Source organism: Streptococcus sp. SV2, assembly GCF_030440175.1.
GTDB classification, from domain to species: Bacteria; Bacillota; Bacilli; order Lactobacillales; family Streptococcaceae; genus Streptococcus; species Streptococcus raffinosi.
The window spans coordinates 23,881-39,518 of record NZ_JAQFJQ010000007.1; the positions used below are offsets into that span (position 1 = coordinate 23,881).

General features: G+C 39.1%; 19 protein-coding genes and 1 pseudogene. 5 read left to right on the forward strand and 15 right to left on the reverse strand.

All coding sequences use genetic code 11. The annotated features are described in order from the left end of the window. Nucleotides 1-7: 7 nt before the first annotated feature. The 5 genes and pseudogenes from PCY14_RS05445 to PCY14_RS05465 form a co-directional block, all read right to left on the reverse strand. Nucleotides 8-280: a hypothetical protein gene (locus tag PCY14_RS05445; protein WP_060934179.1), complete on the reverse strand. Its 273-nt coding sequence runs from the start codon at nucleotides 278-280 to the stop codon at nucleotides 8-10. Nucleotides 281-407: 127 nt separating this feature from the next. Further along, nucleotides 408-1,044, reverse strand: a pseudogene (locus PCY14_RS05450) (copper homeostasis protein CutC). Between the two features lie 41 nt (nucleotides 1,045-1,085). After that, on the reverse strand, nucleotides 1,086-1,910 hold the full coding sequence (locus PCY14_RS05455) for a CPBP family intramembrane glutamic endopeptidase (protein WP_021145720.1): 825 nt from the start codon (nucleotides 1,908-1,910) through the stop codon (nucleotides 1,086-1,088). A 49-nt stretch (nucleotides 1,911-1,959) separates the two neighbouring features. Continuing rightward, nucleotides 1,960-2,532, reverse strand: coding sequence for an HD domain-containing protein (locus PCY14_RS05460; protein ID WP_021145721.1), 573 nt, complete (start codon nucleotides 2,530-2,532; stop codon nucleotides 1,960-1,962). Between the two features lie 99 nt (nucleotides 2,533-2,631). Next, a complete protein-coding gene (locus tag PCY14_RS05465) occupies nucleotides 2,632-3,201 on the reverse strand; it encodes a TetR/AcrR family transcriptional regulator (RefSeq protein WP_021144459.1) in 570 nt (189 codons plus the stop codon). 125 nt (nucleotides 3,202-3,326) lie between these two features. Between PCY14_RS05465 and PCY14_RS05470 the strand changes: the two genes are divergently transcribed. Then, entirely contained in the window at nucleotides 3,327-4,169 is an 843-nt protein-coding gene (locus PCY14_RS05470; RefSeq protein ID WP_021145723.1) for a DegV family protein, read from the forward strand. Nucleotides 4,170-4,396: 227 nt separating this feature from the next. Then, nucleotides 4,397-5,569, forward strand: coding sequence for an MFS transporter (locus tag PCY14_RS05475; RefSeq protein WP_042767014.1), 1,173 nt, complete (start codon nucleotides 4,397-4,399; stop codon nucleotides 5,567-5,569). Between the two features lie 494 nt (nucleotides 5,570-6,063). Here PCY14_RS05475 and PCY14_RS05480 read toward each other — a convergent pair whose 3' ends face one another. From PCY14_RS05480 to PCY14_RS05495, 4 genes are all read right to left on the reverse strand, one after another. After that, entirely contained in the window at nucleotides 6,064-6,504 is a 441-nt protein-coding gene (locus tag PCY14_RS05480; RefSeq protein WP_004182871.1) for a GNAT family N-acetyltransferase, read from the reverse strand. Nucleotides 6,505-6,516: 12 nt separating this feature from the next. Beyond that, the gene (locus tag PCY14_RS05485; protein WP_021145725.1) at nucleotides 6,517-7,290 is read right to left on the reverse strand and encodes an alpha/beta hydrolase; all 774 of its coding nucleotides are present in this window, start codon (nucleotides 7,288-7,290) and stop codon (nucleotides 6,517-6,519) included. Nucleotides 7,291-7,495: 205 nt separating this feature from the next. Then, a complete protein-coding gene (locus PCY14_RS05490) occupies nucleotides 7,496-8,113 on the reverse strand; it encodes an SAP domain-containing protein (RefSeq protein ID WP_014634164.1) in 618 nt (205 codons plus the stop codon). Nucleotides 8,114-8,117: 4 nt separating this feature from the next. Then, complete coding sequence (locus tag PCY14_RS05495) at nucleotides 8,118-8,360, reverse strand: hypothetical protein (protein ID WP_014634163.1); 243 nt, start codon at nucleotides 8,358-8,360, stop codon at nucleotides 8,118-8,120. Between the two features lie 695 nt (nucleotides 8,361-9,055). Here PCY14_RS05495 and PCY14_RS05500 point away from each other — a divergent pair. Beyond that, complete coding sequence (locus PCY14_RS05500; RefSeq protein WP_014634162.1) at nucleotides 9,056-9,409, forward strand: hypothetical protein; 354 nt, start codon at nucleotides 9,056-9,058, stop codon at nucleotides 9,407-9,409. Between the two features lie 236 nt (nucleotides 9,410-9,645). On the opposite strand, the gene PCY14_RS05505 is transcribed toward PCY14_RS05500, so the two are convergent. The 6 genes from PCY14_RS05505 to rlmD form a co-directional block, all read right to left on the reverse strand. Continuing rightward, a complete protein-coding gene (locus PCY14_RS05505) occupies nucleotides 9,646-9,777 on the reverse strand; it encodes a hypothetical protein (RefSeq protein WP_014634160.1) in 132 nt (43 codons plus the stop codon). 222 nt (nucleotides 9,778-9,999) lie between these two features. Beyond that, nucleotides 10,000-10,209, reverse strand: a complete 210-nt coding sequence (locus tag PCY14_RS05510; protein ID WP_014634159.1) for a hypothetical protein — start codon at nucleotides 10,207-10,209, stop codon at nucleotides 10,000-10,002. 67 nt (nucleotides 10,210-10,276) lie between these two features. Continuing rightward, nucleotides 10,277-10,582, reverse strand: coding sequence for a hypothetical protein (locus tag PCY14_RS05515; protein ID WP_014634158.1), 306 nt, complete (start codon nucleotides 10,580-10,582; stop codon nucleotides 10,277-10,279). 1 nt (nucleotide 10,583) lies between these two features. Then, nucleotides 10,584-11,063 (reverse strand): helix-turn-helix domain-containing protein, encoded by a 480-nt coding sequence (locus tag PCY14_RS05520; protein ID WP_014634157.1) that lies wholly within the window; start codon nucleotides 11,061-11,063, stop codon nucleotides 10,584-10,586. Nucleotides 11,064-11,413: 350 nt separating this feature from the next. Next, nucleotides 11,414-12,127, reverse strand: coding sequence for a pentapeptide repeat-containing protein (locus PCY14_RS05525; protein WP_197535062.1), 714 nt, complete (start codon nucleotides 12,125-12,127; stop codon nucleotides 11,414-11,416). Nucleotides 12,128-12,402: 275 nt separating this feature from the next. Next, complete coding sequence (gene rlmD, locus PCY14_RS05530) at nucleotides 12,403-13,764, reverse strand: 23S rRNA (uracil(1939)-C(5))-methyltransferase RlmD (protein WP_301363235.1); 1,362 nt, start codon at nucleotides 13,762-13,764, stop codon at nucleotides 12,403-12,405. A gap of 213 nt (nucleotides 13,765-13,977) precedes the next feature. Here rlmD and PCY14_RS05535 point away from each other — a divergent pair, with 213 nt between their 5' ends. After that, nucleotides 13,978-14,526, forward strand: a complete 549-nt coding sequence (locus tag PCY14_RS05535) for a carboxymuconolactone decarboxylase family protein (protein WP_002888987.1) — start codon at nucleotides 13,978-13,980, stop codon at nucleotides 14,524-14,526. Between the two features lie 39 nt (nucleotides 14,527-14,565). Continuing rightward, on the forward strand, nucleotides 14,566-15,630 hold the full coding sequence (locus tag PCY14_RS05540; RefSeq protein ID WP_021144467.1) for an acyl-CoA dehydrogenase family protein: 1,065 nt from the start codon (nucleotides 14,566-14,568) through the stop codon (nucleotides 15,628-15,630). Nucleotides 15,631-15,638: the final 8 nt, after the last annotated feature.

A 15,638-nucleotide genomic window follows, 5' to 3' on the forward strand; every position in this document is an offset into this window, starting at 1 on the left:
TTAGTCACTATTTCTGAGTATGGCCTAGCCTCTTAAGATAAGTATAGCCCAAATAGAAAAAGAAAAGCGCTAAAAGAATAAAGAAAACCATAACGAGTTTGGTCCCACCTAATTGATAGGCAACGTAAACAAAACTATTAATCTTGATCTGACCACCCGTTTTTTCCAATAGTGAAAGTCTCTGTGAGTAATAATGACCAAGCCAAATAGCCCCTAACCCGATTAACGGATAAATAATGACACCCAAGATCTGATTCTTTTTTAACAAATTATCTAACATACATCCCCCAATTTTTTTATTGCTATAGCAATAGCTTACCAAAGATTGCCTAGAAAAGCAAAGTGACTTTTTCAGTCCACAAGAAAGCTAAAAGGGACCGAGCCAAGAAGCTGGTTCCATTGTAAATCTAAAAGACGACACGTGTTCCATGAACTTGCTCAAGACCAGGTATGGCAAGAAATTGGTCACGATTAGCCACGGAGATACCACCTCCTGCTAAAATATCCAACTGACCGTCTGCTAGCTGAACCAATTCTGCATAACGTTTCAAGCGTAAGTCTAGAGCAGTCTCAGGAGTTCCAGCACGGGTGAGAAGACGCGTCACACCATTTTCCTTGAGCCACTGAATAGCACTAGGCTGAGCTGCTTTAGGGATTTGGTCAAAGGCCATATGCATAGTGACCTCTAGGTCTCGACTAGCATCTAACAAGGTCTTTAGAGCTTTTGTATCGAGTTGGCTTTCTGAAGTTAGAGCACCTAGTGCAAAGCCGTCAACACTCAATTCACGCGCACACTTGATATCTTCTAGCATGATAGCTAATTCCTGCTGGCTATAGACAAAGTCGGCCCCCTCGTGGACGAATCATCACAATCACCTTAGCCTGATAATCCTTGGCCAGCTCAACAGCCGCTTTTATGACACCATAAGAAGGTGTCGTGCCTCCAACAGCCAGATTATCACACAACTCCACGCGTTGAGCACCGGCTTGAAAAGTTTTTTCTAAGTAAGTCACATTCTCTGCACAAAATTCATATATTGGCATACTGAACCTCCAATTAGTTGTAGTAGCAAGGGGATTGACTATCAGTTTCTCTTTTGATAACCCCATAACACTATAGCAAATGATAGCAATTGCCATAGAAGGATTCTCACAATCTGCAAACTATCTGCTTCAGAATTTGAAACCACATGAACTAGATTCGAAGCAAGATTGTTGAAAAAATGATCTCCTAACCCAAACCATAAGGAACCTGTCATTTTGTAGAGTAAGGACCATTTGATACTCATCATTCCCGCTAAGATAACATAGCCAATGCCCATGGCGATGAGATTTACGAGTGACGATTCTCCTTGAAAATAATCTCTTAACGGCATTACCAAGTGCCATATTCCAAATAGAAAGGCTATAAAGAATAGACTCTTGCGGTACGAAATCCCTTCAAGAATTTTTGTGAAAAGGCCACGAAAAACTCCTTCTTCCATCCATACGTTTATCAGGTTAAACAACACACTTGAGAGAATAAGTAAGATTCCTGCTTGAGATACTTTTTCGTTTGTTAAGGAAAAACCACTTGCGTAAAACGATAAGTGAACATTTCTATGAAGAAAAAAGAGAGTAAGACTTTCAATGGCATATGCAAAGACGGAACACACTAAACCAAAGAGCAGGCCCTTCCCTATACCACTCACGGTTCCGTCAGAACTGAAACCAATATCTTTCCATCTTAATTTACAAATTGAAAGGACTCCCCACAGTAGAAGAATTCCAAAAAGCTTATGTAGAAAATTCTCAGATAAGAAGGTTTCATCCGTCCTAATATAGAAGTATTCAATTAGCCTTGCTACTGAGCAGATAACAAATATAATTGAACAACTTAAAATAGGTTTCTTTATTAGTTGATTTAACATATCTTCCTTTCAAATAAGTCTTTTATAAAAGTTAATTTCAATATTTCACTCAGTCCAATTCCTTCTCTAGTTCTTTTAAAAAGGTGATTAAAAATTGATGGCGACTTTCTGCCATTTGTTTGGCAGTCTCCGTGTTCATTTCATCTTTTAAGAGGAGCAACTTGTCGTGGAAATGTTGGACGGTATCAGTAAGGGGTCTCCCTTTGTAGCCACCATAGGAAAAAGTTCGAGCAATTCCTACAGCTCCTATCGCATCCAGGCGGTCTGCATCCTGGACAATCTTGCCTTCTAACGTTTCTGGTTGTTTACTGCGATTTTTGCTGAAAGAAACAGCATTGATAACCTGGCAAATCTGGTCAATTTGCTTTTTAGGAGCACCAATCTCTTCTAGAAACATGCGAGCATTCGCATTATTCTCTGTTTGAAACAATTTATAATCATCAGCATCGTGAAGAAGAGCTGACAAGCCCACTATCTCCAGATCACATAGACCTTCTGCTTGTGCGATTCTCATAGCATTGCTGTAGACGCGGAGGGTATGCGCCACATCATGGCCATCCGCTCGATCAGCGAATAAGGTTTTAACATACTGCTTAGCAGCAAGAATTCGTTCTTCGATCATCGTTCTTGTCCTTTGTATAATCTGTGCACAGTTCTATCTATTCATTTGAACTAGTAATGGAGAGGTGCAGTTTACTTAAAAACCACCTCTCAGCGATTACTACTTCTTCTTTTGTGGAAAAAGGGGCAGGCCGAGCTTGGCAATCTTTTCAGCTGGGGTCTTCATGCCATCCTTGACCCATTTGGAAATCACTGAGACAATAGCTGAGCTCCAAAAGGAATTGAGGTAGCTACCAGCACCATTTGATGAGCTACCATTTCGTTTTTCCAAAAAATCATAAACTGCCTTGGTCAATACCTGCTCAAAATTATAATCAATGGCAAGACTGATGATTTTGGCTTCTTTTTTGACTTCCTTAAGGAGATAAACCCAGACTTGGTAAAGATCCGTCTTGAGATTATAGCCGTCCAAGGACTTAGTAATCTTTGCAATGCTAGACTCAAAAATAGATTTCAAAATCTCTTCCTTAGAACCATAATTGCGATAAAAGGCAGCACGAGATACACCCGCACGCTCAACCAGTTCCGATATGGTAATCTTTTTAAAGTCTTTTTTCTCCAACAATTGCAGGAGAGAAATTTCGATGGATTCTCGTGTAATTGCTTTGTTTTCTTGGTTAAATCGTTTGAGATTTTCCAAAGATTTCTCTGAGATTTTTCTTTCTGCCATAACATTCACTTTCTATCTGTCACACCTGATGAGATCTGCTTTGATAGCAATGCACTTCATGATAAAATTGTAAAAGAAGACAAAACACTTGTCAATGTACATTATGCAGATATGAGGTGTAACCTATGAAATGGAAAATTATTGCGGATTCAGGCTGTGACTACCGTTCTTTGGACAATCTGGCATCAGATACGGAGTTTGTCAGTGTTCCTTTGACTATCCAAGTGGGCGAGACCATTTACAGAGATGATGCTCAACTCAATATTGATCAAATGATGGAGGAGATGTATGCGACTACAACTGCTTCCAAATCTGCCTGTCCAAGTCCTGATGACTATATGAAATCCTTTGAAGGAGCGGACAATATCATCGTCGTCACTATCACTGGAACCCTTTCTGGTAGCTACAATAGTGCTGAAATCGCTAAGAAAATTTATCTGGAAGAGCATCCTGATACTAAGATTCACGTGATTGATAGCCTGTCAGCTGGTGGCGAGGTCGACCTTATCGTTCGTAAACTCAATCACTTAGTCACTGAAGGCCTTGATTTTGAGCAAGTCGTTGATGGCATCACAGTTTACCAAGCTAAGACTAAGTTGCTCTTTGTTTTAGCCAAAGTTGATAATTTGGTCAAGAATGGTCGTCTGAGCAAATTGATAGGAACTGTTGTCGGACTCCTCAATATCCGTATGGTTGGAGAAGCTAGCAAAACTGGTACCCTTGAGTTACTTCAAAAAGCTCGAGGGCAAAAGAAAGCTATCAAGGCAGCTTTTGACGAACTCATCAAGGCTGGTTATACTGGCGGGAATATTACGATTGCCCACCGTAACAATGAAAAATTTATCGAGCAATTCTCTGCAATGATTCGTGAAAAATTTGCCCAAGCAAGCATCGAAGTCCTTCCGACTTCTGGACTCTGTAGTTTTTATGCTGAAGAAGGCGGACTCCTTATGGGGTATGAAATTTAAGTAAATATAGAACAGAGCTGGACAAAATGTCCGGCCTTTTTTAAAATCAAATGATGTTATCAGATAATCAGTAGAATAGGATTTTAAAACTAAAAATTCTTTCTTGACAATCCAACGTAATCGCTTTCATTATCCCCATCATTTATGCTAAGATGGAAGTGACGCATTCGTGTCATATTTCTTATAAATTTAGATATCCTTATTAACTTTAAACACGGAGATGCTTTATGAAACAGAAACAGTCACATTTTCTAATCCCTGGAATCCTTCTTCTAGGGATCGTTTTGCGGGCCCCGTTCACAACCATGTCCACTGTCTTATCAGACATTGCTTCTGGTCTAGGCGTTGAGGTCAGTTCTCTCGGTCTCTTGACAAGTCTGCCTCTCTTGACCTTTGCGATATTCTCACCCTTTGCGGCCAGCTGGGCCAAACGCTTTGGAATTGAGCGACTCTTTCTCGTAGTTCTGATTGTCATGACACTTGGTTCTGCTCTTCGTACCATCAACCTTCCTCTTCTTTATGTGGGAACGCTTTTAGTCGGAGCTGGAATTGCCTTCATCAATGTCCTTCTCCCAAGCCTAATTCAGGCTAATGAGCCAAATCAGTTAGGATTCTTAACCACACTCTACATCACAGCCATGGGCTTGTCCACAGCTGTGGCTTCATCGGTAGCCGTTCCAATCACTAAGGCAACCTCATGGCAAGGCTTGGTCTGGGTATTGACAGCAGTCTGTGCCTTGGCTCTTGTGGTTTGGCTTCCTAATGTCCGTCACAATCATTATTTAGAACAAGATACTTCTACTAGCGAAAACTCAGGCAGTTGGTATAAGAGCGGCAAAGTCTGGGCCATCATGATTTTCGGTGGATTACAGTCACTCTTCTTCTACACCACTATCACTTGGCTTCCAACAATGGCCACTCAAGCTGGTGTCGGCGAAGCCAATGCCGGAATTCTAGCTTCCGTTTTCACACTGACAAGTATTCCATTCTCTATGATCGTTCCTAGCCTAATCACTAAACTTTCTGATCGTAACCGCCATTTGATGCTAGTGATTACCGTCCTAGCAGGATTCATCGGAGTTGCCATGCTTCTAGTCAATACAGACAGCTTTGTGTATTGGTTGGTCCTTAACCTCTTAATCGGAAGTTCAGCTAGTGTCCTATTCCCTTACATGATGGTTGCCTTTTCAATGAAGGCTAGCACCCCTGAAAAAACAGCCCAACTATCAGGTTTAGCCCAAACTGGAGGCTATATCTTTGCGGCCCTTGGACCAGTCCTGTTTGGTTCAAGCAAACAACTCTTTAACTCTTGGACCCCTGCCGTTTTAATTCTTCTCATCTTGACCCTAATCATGGGAATAGCCCTCTATAAAGTTGAAAAAACAGATGTTATTTTATAAGTGAAAAAATAATATAAGAAAATGCCCCACAAGTTGTAGCTTGTGGGGTGTTATTTGTGTGTGGCAAATGAATAAATGATTTAGTAAAAGCTTATTCTATTTTCATTTAGAAAGTAGCTAGGGCTAAGCATTAGAGTTTTACTCATGTACAACTTTAATCTTTCTTTTATTCGTGATGAGATAACTCAAAAAACTGATAATGGCGTGGACAGATTATAATGGGGAAAAGCTTTCATTAACTTGTACAAAATTTTGAGTTTGAATTCCTCCTACAAACTGTCTGTTTAACTTGTTGTAAACAAAAAAGAATAATTGTAAAATCACATAAAGAGAACACCAACAAAAAATCATCTGTTGGTGTTCTCTTCATTTTTAGATTTCTGAACAAAACTCTTGTCCATGGATCAGTAGGTACCCTTTATCTCTTTTTTCATGAACATTATTTTATAAACAGCAGATTACATTCTTAATATATATGGAAATATACAACTGTTCTATATCAACTTATATTCATACCGCTCTTCATCTACTTTCTGAAATCCCAAAGCCAAAAACATTCTTTGACTTTGAGTATTAAAAGGATATATTTGTGCAGAGACCTTTACCATATTTTGTTCTTTCGCCAGATGTATCATTTCAGAAACACATCGTCTTCCGATATGTAAATTCTGATACTCTTTGCTGATAACTATAGAAAGTTCCGAGTTATCTAGGAGTGTCACATCTCCAACTAACACTCCTTCATATTGGATATAATAGCAAGAACCATGTGAAGTTAGGTAATCATACATTTTATGAAGTTTTGTTAGATTGTAAATCTGATCAGTATTATCTACTTGTTTGCAAACCTCACTATCTTGATACCAAAGAAGGGAGATGTCATCATTTCTATAATAAGGAATAAGCGTTATCTGATCGTCTACTATTCTATTCATCTTTATTTTTCCTTATTTCTTCTTTAAAAAAGGCTCAACCAAATCAACCCAATCTTGAGGCAGATAAGCTGATAAATAGCCATGATGATAGCCCTTTGCTTCATACAAAATCGTATTTGGATGTAGCTGCTGAAATAATTTCGCCGATGCTTTCACACAGTTTAATTCTTTTTCACCATAGATATACAAAACCTGAGCTTTGCTAGCAGAAATCCTATCTTTCAGTTTGTAACGCCCCATATAGTCTTTGTAAATGGTCACCATTGTTTTGACAGGCGTCCTTGGCAGATCCTCCAAATAATAAGCTTTTATTTCCTCTGGATAAGCCAGTTTAGGATAGAGTTTGTTCATCATGCTTAACTGAAGTTTACAAGAGAATTTATTGAACATCAATTTACCAAATAGAGACACTAGAAAGATGCTGATTTTAGCTAACCTTGGTTGAGGAATACAGAGGCTTCCGTCTATGATGGCCTTCTCAGCAATTTCACCGTCTAAAGACAAAAGCTCCATGGCAATTTGACCACCAAGTGAAACACCACCGATTGCAAACAATTTCCCACCACAGTTTGCTTTGATATAGTCTAGAATCTCCAAAGCAGAATCTTCAGTAGAAACATAATCAAGTTGATATTCCTCGCCGTGGCCATTCAAAGTGGGTAAAATAACACGATATTCTTCTGACAAGATTCGTGCTTGACGAAGATAATTCCACCAAGAACTGCCACCACCATGTATCAGTAAGATAGGAGGCAAATTCTTATCACCAAATTCATGAAATTTCATGTTTAAACTCCTTACTTTAGGACTTTCACTTGCTACATCCTTGTTTAATCAGCTCGTACAAGCAGTGATACCGCCTCAACATGGCACGAGTGAACACTAAGTATTCCATGTAGTCTTGTCTGTATATGGAAACATATCTATAAACCTTTTAACGATATCATAAAGTTATCGTTAAAAGGTATTAGCTCGACAAACTGGGATTTGTTTATTTTTGACACTCCTCTATTTTGCATCTATACTCATCCAGAAGTTGCCTTGAATAGATTTTTTCATTTGTTGAATCTCTGACCTCTTTCCATAGAATAGCAGCAACTTTTAACTTATTAGAATAAAAGTCGCTAAATTCGTCTGAGCAAAAGTCCTTTAGGAATTGATTCCATTGACAAACTGAGTGATCATACTTAGCATAGTCTGACTCGCCATAGTATACTTTCAGCATATCTTGAATTGTAAAGTTTAAGTCATTTCCAGCTTTCACTTTTCGCCAAGCTGTAGCCATGTCAGCATTAAATTTGAATGGTTCAACACCTGTTGCAACCGAAAAATACTCTCGAAATTTTTGATTAAATGAAAAGCCACATTCAAGCAATGGCGTATTTAATGTTATCGCTTCGGCTTGTTTTTTCTTTACTTTCTTTACAGACTTTTCTATTCTATTCCCCTTGAAATATTGTTCTATAATATAATTCAGCTCCTGTTTTGTTCTTCTGTATTCTAATCCAAGAGACTTACAAATTTGCGAAAGCTCTTCTCGATACCAATAGTATCTGTTAAATTCCTCAAATGATTTTATATTGCTAAAATCCGGTCGATTTTCTCTCAACTACTTACCTCAAACATCTAATTTTTCTTTGCTTAAAAATAAATTCCATAAACTCTTTAGCAAACTTTACGACAAGTTCATGATCAAGTGCAGTGGCTAAGGTTTCTTCATTATAATTAGCTGTTAGTGTCCAATTATATAATCCGTGCTTCTTTTTCGCTAATAACTCTTGATAAATAGCTTCATTGGAAAACCACGCAACTGCTGCCCAAATTATAAATTTTGCATCTCTAATTCCTTGAATCACTTCACTATAATGATTTTACCACAAATCCCCATTTAATATTTTTGAAATCCCCTCAAATCCCCATTCGACAATCATGCTTTTGTGACATTTGCCTTTCTAAAAAGACATCTTCTCAGGTGCCTTTATGTTTAGTCATTAAGCTCTAAATACTTGTCATTCGCTGTAAGTAATTTTTGATAATAATCTTTATCAAACTTTTGCTTCATAATACTTGATTGCTTTTCTAGTCAAACCAGTTTTTTCTTGTTATCCATTCCCTAGTGTCAACTCTTGTCTATGGCTATGTTTCCAGTCAATCTCATTTATCCTAAAAACAAGACTTACTCCAAACTACCGATACAGTTTAAAGATAGCATTAGAATAAGCCTTTATTTTATATACTTTATTTACTTGGTGGCTATAATCCTTATGAGTAATGTTAGGACTTCAATTTGCAGTAGCACGCAACCAATCAAACTTCGCTTCGGTTGTTTTCTTGGGTATGCCTTGCCTCGGACGTACATCTGCTTTTACTTCGCTACTTCGTAGCTCGTACAAGCAGTGTTACGCATTCCGTATAGCACGATACCTGCTGATCGATGTCGTCATATTGGAACATATCTGTGTAATTTGAGCCAAATATCGCTTGTTTGCGGAAACATATCTATTGGCATAATCTGCCCTTATCCAATCCGCTAACTAAACCCTTATCGTTAGTGGAAACATATCAAGTTTCTGCAGAAAGCTCTGTTGATAGTATCGACGAAAAGCTCATGGAACTTCAGCAAGAGCTTGTAAAAAAGACTAATTCCAAAGAAGTCTACGATGAAATTGCCGAGCAGATTTTTGAAATTAGAGAACAGCGCCAGCAAGCAACGATGGACACTGTTCAGAGCGATGAGCAGATAAGTCACATCACCGACTTACAGGATTTCATCAAGGCACAGACTGCTGACCTTACGGAATTTGACGAAGCCCTTGTAAAGCGCTGGCTCAAACAAATCACAGTCTGGCCTGACCACTGCACCGTAGAATTAAAATCCGGTGTATCGGTCGATATTGACAGATAAGCATAACTGCAAAAAGGCTCCCTATGTGTAGTCACAGTTTGAACATTCCCAAGCTTCTCCATCCTAATGTAAGCAACCACCGCATTCAGCGCATGGACGAACTTCATCATCGCCATCCTCTAATTCGCCTGAACAATATGGACAATGACTATATTCAGATTCATCATATACTTTATCACAAAATGGACACTGCTGCATAATTCCGCCTCCCTTCATATTAATTTCGACATCAAAACTTAGTCATTATCGTTTTGAGCAGATGTTACTAATTCCATCATCTTTTGCGCATATGTATCACCATCAATTTCTTCATTGGCATACTGTTGCATAAGCTCATCAATCTGTTCCTTAAGCTCTTCTCTTGTCATTTTTATCCTCCTTAATTAAAACGGCATATTGCAATGTCTGCAATAATAAGCCTTGCTATCTCTCATCTCGTGACAATGAGGACATTCAACTAAGTCTTCTTCGCCATCGGATGTTCTTGTTCTATGCGCACATCGAGAACAATAAATTGTATCACCCTCATCCCATAAAGTATTCTCATCTTCATTTCCACAATTTGCACATCGCATAGCTGTTACCTCCTTTTACTTTTTGAAAAGGCGAGAGAAAACCTTGCTACCTTCTGAAACAAGCTCCTCTGCGTGGTCGGAAACAAATTCAGCCACACTATACCATTCTTTCTTGAAGTGAAAAAATAATTTCCCATCAATCAGTTTGGTAGGACATGTGTAATTTCGTCCGCCAGAAGTAATGTGACACCAATTTAAAATTTTGTTAATTCCCAATACAAGCATTTATTTTCTCTCCTTCATCACTGATTATCCGCTGCTTAATTATGATGTTTTTTCGAACACACACATTTTAGTTACTCTCTGCTTCCTCTGGATGTGTAGTAGCATCGTACTCTTTAATACCCTTTACGATTTCTTCCTTGGCCATTTCTATCTCATCAGCATTGTTTTTCTTTTTAGATTTGAAATAATCAACTACTTTGATAGTTGCTGCAGTCAATAACGATGCTCCGATTGCTGCAACACCAATCCAAGGTGCCATCTCCATTTTGCCTGCATCTTTACTTGCCTTCTCAAGCAACTCAACATACTTTTCAGGGCCTCCAGCGGCCTTGGCTGCCTTTGATAATTCTGCATAATCCCATTTCTGTGCCATACTATTCCTCCTCTTGACCTCGAACCTTTTCATCAAGTTCTTTTATGAGCTTTTCAGCTTCATCGATACGTTGCTGCTCTTCTTCAATTTCCTCTTGAAGATGCTTTATACTTTTCTTCTTTCGAATAATGTTTTCTTTAGAAGATTGTATATTGGCTAACAATAGCTTACGTATTTCTGATGTATTTACATGAGTATTTTTGATTTCATCATTCTTAATAAGCTGTTGAGCAAGAAGTCCACCTACAATCGCAGCGGTTGCTGTAGTTAATCCAACCGGTGAAGCTAAAAGCCCACCTGCAATTCCTGCGTACTTAGGAGAGGCCTTCAGAAAAGCATCAAGCATAGATTTTGTTACTACATTTCCGCCTTTTCTTGATTCTTGAATTGCTTCAAGCTTACCTGAACGAATCCATCTTCTGACGGTTTCTGGATTTGTATTTAGCATATCAGCTATTTCTTTTACGCTATAAGTATCCATAGCAATTCCTCCTTGTAGCATTATTATATCACAACAAATGTAGTATTACTACAAACGTGTAGCAATAAATTGTTAATTTTATATTAACAAGCTCATATAACACAAAACCCTCCCAGCCATAATGGTTGAGAGGGAAATTATTACTTAAATATTGCTCGAAACCCCGAGTAATCGGGATAGGAAGTTACAATCAATTACAGCGCTCAACAATAATACTAAAAAAGATAAAACAGTTAAGATATTACTAATCATAGACATCCCTCCTCGAATACTTGCTAATGTTATGTGTCCTCATTTATACATGTTAGCATGCACCATCACTGGTTCCGGAGCAGGACTTAAATATTATATCATTTTTTACCCCATTTTTCAATTAGCAGCATATACGAAAAGACCGTATACATATTATTCCATTCTTCTTTTTTGCACAGAATATCGGAAAGCATTTCTATTCCATCATCCCCATATTTCTGATGAATTAAGCCAAGTGTCCAATGGTTTAACTTATTCTGATTAACATGAAGCACTCTGGCATTAAACACAGATTGATTATGTCCCAAATTTAATAGCTGTATTTTTACTTTTTCACTTAAATTCAAAGCTTTATATGTACGTAATACCATAATTCCGGGAGTATTTGAGTATATATTCTTAGCTTCATTCGTATTAGTACAAATAAATGCAACATCATCAAATGTAGCTCCTGAGAAATCAGTACCCTTTAAATTACAGTTATAAAACACTACATTCTTTAACTTTGCGTTTTTAAATGAAGTCCCTCTCATGTTGCAATTAAAGAAATCAACTCCTATAACATTAGCGTTTCTATAATTACAGTCAGTCATAATTGAAGCTTGATATTTTACATTATAAAAGCTCGCATCCACAAAACAAAGATTATGCATGTTTGCTTTATAATTAAATCTGTTAGAAATACCCTTCAATTTTTTGCTACAATGCGTCAGAGTAAAGAAGATAGGTTTTCCCATCTTAATTCGTATAGAATTTCTGGTATGCATATTCTTTCTTCTTTTGGCGTCTCTTTTTTTCTTTGCTCTACCCATGGATAACCCTTTTCTCCTTCCATAGTATCTAATCCACTGCCTTCCATAGTGTCAACAGTTGAGTTGCCGGATTAGACAGCATCTAAATCACTCACTCAAATTGAGTTTGCAACCTAGATAACATCTATCCTATTGCCACAACCTTTGACATCTAATCCACTGCCTAAACCCTTTGACTGATTTTACAGTAGATATGTTTTCATATAAGAAATACGGACTTTCATGAGCTATTGCTAAATCTCAAAAAAGCCCGTAAATACGCTACTTTTCGCTATTTATTTCTCTTTCCTAGACATCAGACAGACCGTCTCAACATGATGCGTTTGCGGAAAAAGATCCACCGGCTGTACTTTCTTCAATTCATAGCCCAACTCTTGGTAGAGTTTGATATCACGCGCCATGGTTGCTGGGTTACATGAGACATAAGTAATCTTCTCAGGTTGCATGGCGACGCTGGCTTTGATGAAGCTTTCAGTCAAGCCCTTACGTGGTGGATCCACAATGATGACGTCTGGTTTGATGCCATTCTTACTCCACTTGGCCATGGCATTTTCAGCTGAGTCAGCCACATAGTGGGCGTTAGTAATGCCGTTGCGTTCTGCATTTTTCTTGGCATCTTCGACGGCTGTTTCGATGACTTCAACGCCGTAGACTTCCTTGACCTGTTTTGCAAATGACAAACCGATTGTCCCGATTCCTGAGTAGGCATCAATAACAATGCTATCGCTGTTTAGGTCTGAGAAGTCAATGGCTGTTTGGTAGAGTTTTTCAGCCATCTCGGTGTTAACCTGATAGAAAGACTGGGCAGAAATCTCATAGTCATTACCCAACATACTGTCTGTGATGGTGTCTTGACCATAAAGAGTTCGGAACTCCTTACCAAAGATGGCGTTAGTGTTCTTATCGTTGATGTTTTGGATGATAGAAACGACACTTGGGAAAGCTTCTGTAATTTTAGCAATGACTTGGTCAATACGGAAGACTTTTGGTCTGGTCGTTACAAAGACCAACATCATCTGACCTGAATAATGGCCACGACGAACCACCAAGTGACGAATCAAACCTGTCTGCTCCTTCTCGTCGTATGGTTTGAGGTCATAGCGACGGAGAAGGTCACGGACAAAGACAATGAGTTTATCAATTTCCTTGTCTTGGATAAGGAAATCTTCAATTGGAATCAAGTCGTGCGAATTCTTGCGGTAGAAACCTGTTTCAAGCTGACCTTTAACACGGCGAACAGGTACCTGAGCCTTGTTACGGTAGGCGTAAGGCGTCTCCATCCCCAATGTTTCAGTGACCTCTACGTCTGAGATGCCTGCTGTCTTATAGAGGTTGTCCACAACTTGTTTACGCTTGAACTTGAGCTGCTCCTCGTAGGTCATATGTCCAAAATCAGCAATCCCTGAACGGAGATAGGTTGCATCAATGTCCTGATTACGGTTTGGTGAAAGGGTCACAAACTCCTCAACCTTACCAAAGCCGATATTTTTCTTGAGCTTAAGCACACGCATCTTGATGACTTCGCCTGGAAGGGCATTATCCACGAAAAAGACAAAGCCGTCCACCTTGGCAACGCCTGCTCCTTCATGTGTCAAATCGACAATTTCAACTTCTACAATAGCGTTTTTATTTAACATAATTCAACTTTCTTTACTCTTATAGGGCTTTAGAGTTGCCTAAAAAGCCACTTGCTACCCTCCATTATAGCACATATAAATTAAATTTATGGCTGGCTATAAATAATATAGATTTTTCAGAAAAGTCAAACAGTGCTATCATAGATACATGACAAAAAATTACACGACTCAGCCACTAGGCTGGCTGTCGTTTCTATATAAAGGAGAATAATCATGCCAGATATTACCATTCATACAATCGAAACTGCACCAGAAGAAGTTAAAGACGTCCTTCAAACAGTCAAAGATGCTAATGGGGGATTCATTCCAAACTTGATTGGTCTCCTTGCTAATGCGCCAACTGCGCTTGAAACTTACCGTACTGTCGGTGAAATCAACCGTCGCAATTCATTGACACCAACTGAACGTGAGGTTGTTCAAATTACAGCTGCTGTTACTAACGGATGTGCTTTCTGTGTGGCAGGTCACACAGCCTTTTCAATCAAGCAAATCCAAATGACACCACAACTCTTGGAAGCCCTTCGTAACCGTACACCAATCGAAGACGATCCAAAACTTGATACCCTTGCTAAATTCACTATTGCCGTGATCAATACCAAAGGTGCTGTTGGTGACGAAGCCTACAATGACTTCTTGGAAGCTGGTTACACTGCTCAAAATGCCCTTGACGTTATCTTGGGTGTCAGCCTTGCTAGCTTGTGTAACTACGCTAACAATCTCGCACAAACACCGATTAACCCTGAACTTCAAGAATTCGCTTAATTCAAAACCAAAGGATAAACTAGAGGAGGACCTAAGCCTATGTCACATTTTTCAAAAGAATTCCTTACTTGGTTGGACACCAACGCTGACCATATTGACCAAGAGTCTGGACCCATTGCGGACCAACTTCTTGAAAAAATTGCTGAAAACGACGTCTTTAAAATCGGCGTACCTGCTGAGTTTGATGGCCTAGGTGGTGGTCCTACTCAAGTCGTTGATGTACTTGATGAATTGGCACAACACTCTTTGACAGCTTCCTTTATTTCTTGGGGGCACCGTACTTTCATCGAGTATATCCTTGCGAGTGACAATGCTTACCCTCGTGAAACATGGTTGAAAGAATTGTATACCGGTGAGCGTGCTGGTGGAACTGGCTTGTCAAATGCGGTCAAATTCTTGTCTGATATTGAAGAATTGAATGTTACCATCAGTCAAGAAGGTGATGACTACTATCTCGATGGCCGTTTGCCTTGGGTAACTAACCTACGTTCTGATAAATTCGCTGCTCTTTTTGCTGCTGACTTTAAAGACGGTAGCCAACCTTGGATTATCACTATTCCATCTGAAGCTGAGGGCCTCAGCCGTTCTGAAGATTTGGAATTTGTTTCCCTTCAGGGTGCTAACACCGCCTCTCTTACTTTCGATCACGTTAAGTTAGATCCTAATTGGATCCTTTCAAAAGAAGGTACGGACTATATTGCCAAAACACGTCCAAACTTCCTTGGTTTCCAATTTGGTCTTGCCTTTGGTTTGGCTAAACGTTCTCTTGATGAGGTTGAAGCTAGTCTAAACAGTAACCGTAGCGTTCTTCGTGAAGAATTTGAAGCTACACGTGAAAATCTTCTTGCTATCCAAGAGCAACTCTTTGCAGGGCTTAATGATGCCGATTATTTCATTGAAAAACCACGTGAACTTTTCCAATTGCGTATCGATATTGTCGATGTCGTAGCCAACAGCTTGCTCCTCGAACTTCAAGCTAGTGGTGGTCGTGGCTATTTGAAAGAATCAGAGTCAAGCTTTATCCGTCGTTGGAATGAAGGCGTCTTCCTTCCAATTGTATCTCCGAGTGCGGTTCAGCTTCGTCACATTCTTGCGGCTAGCTAGAAAGGCCG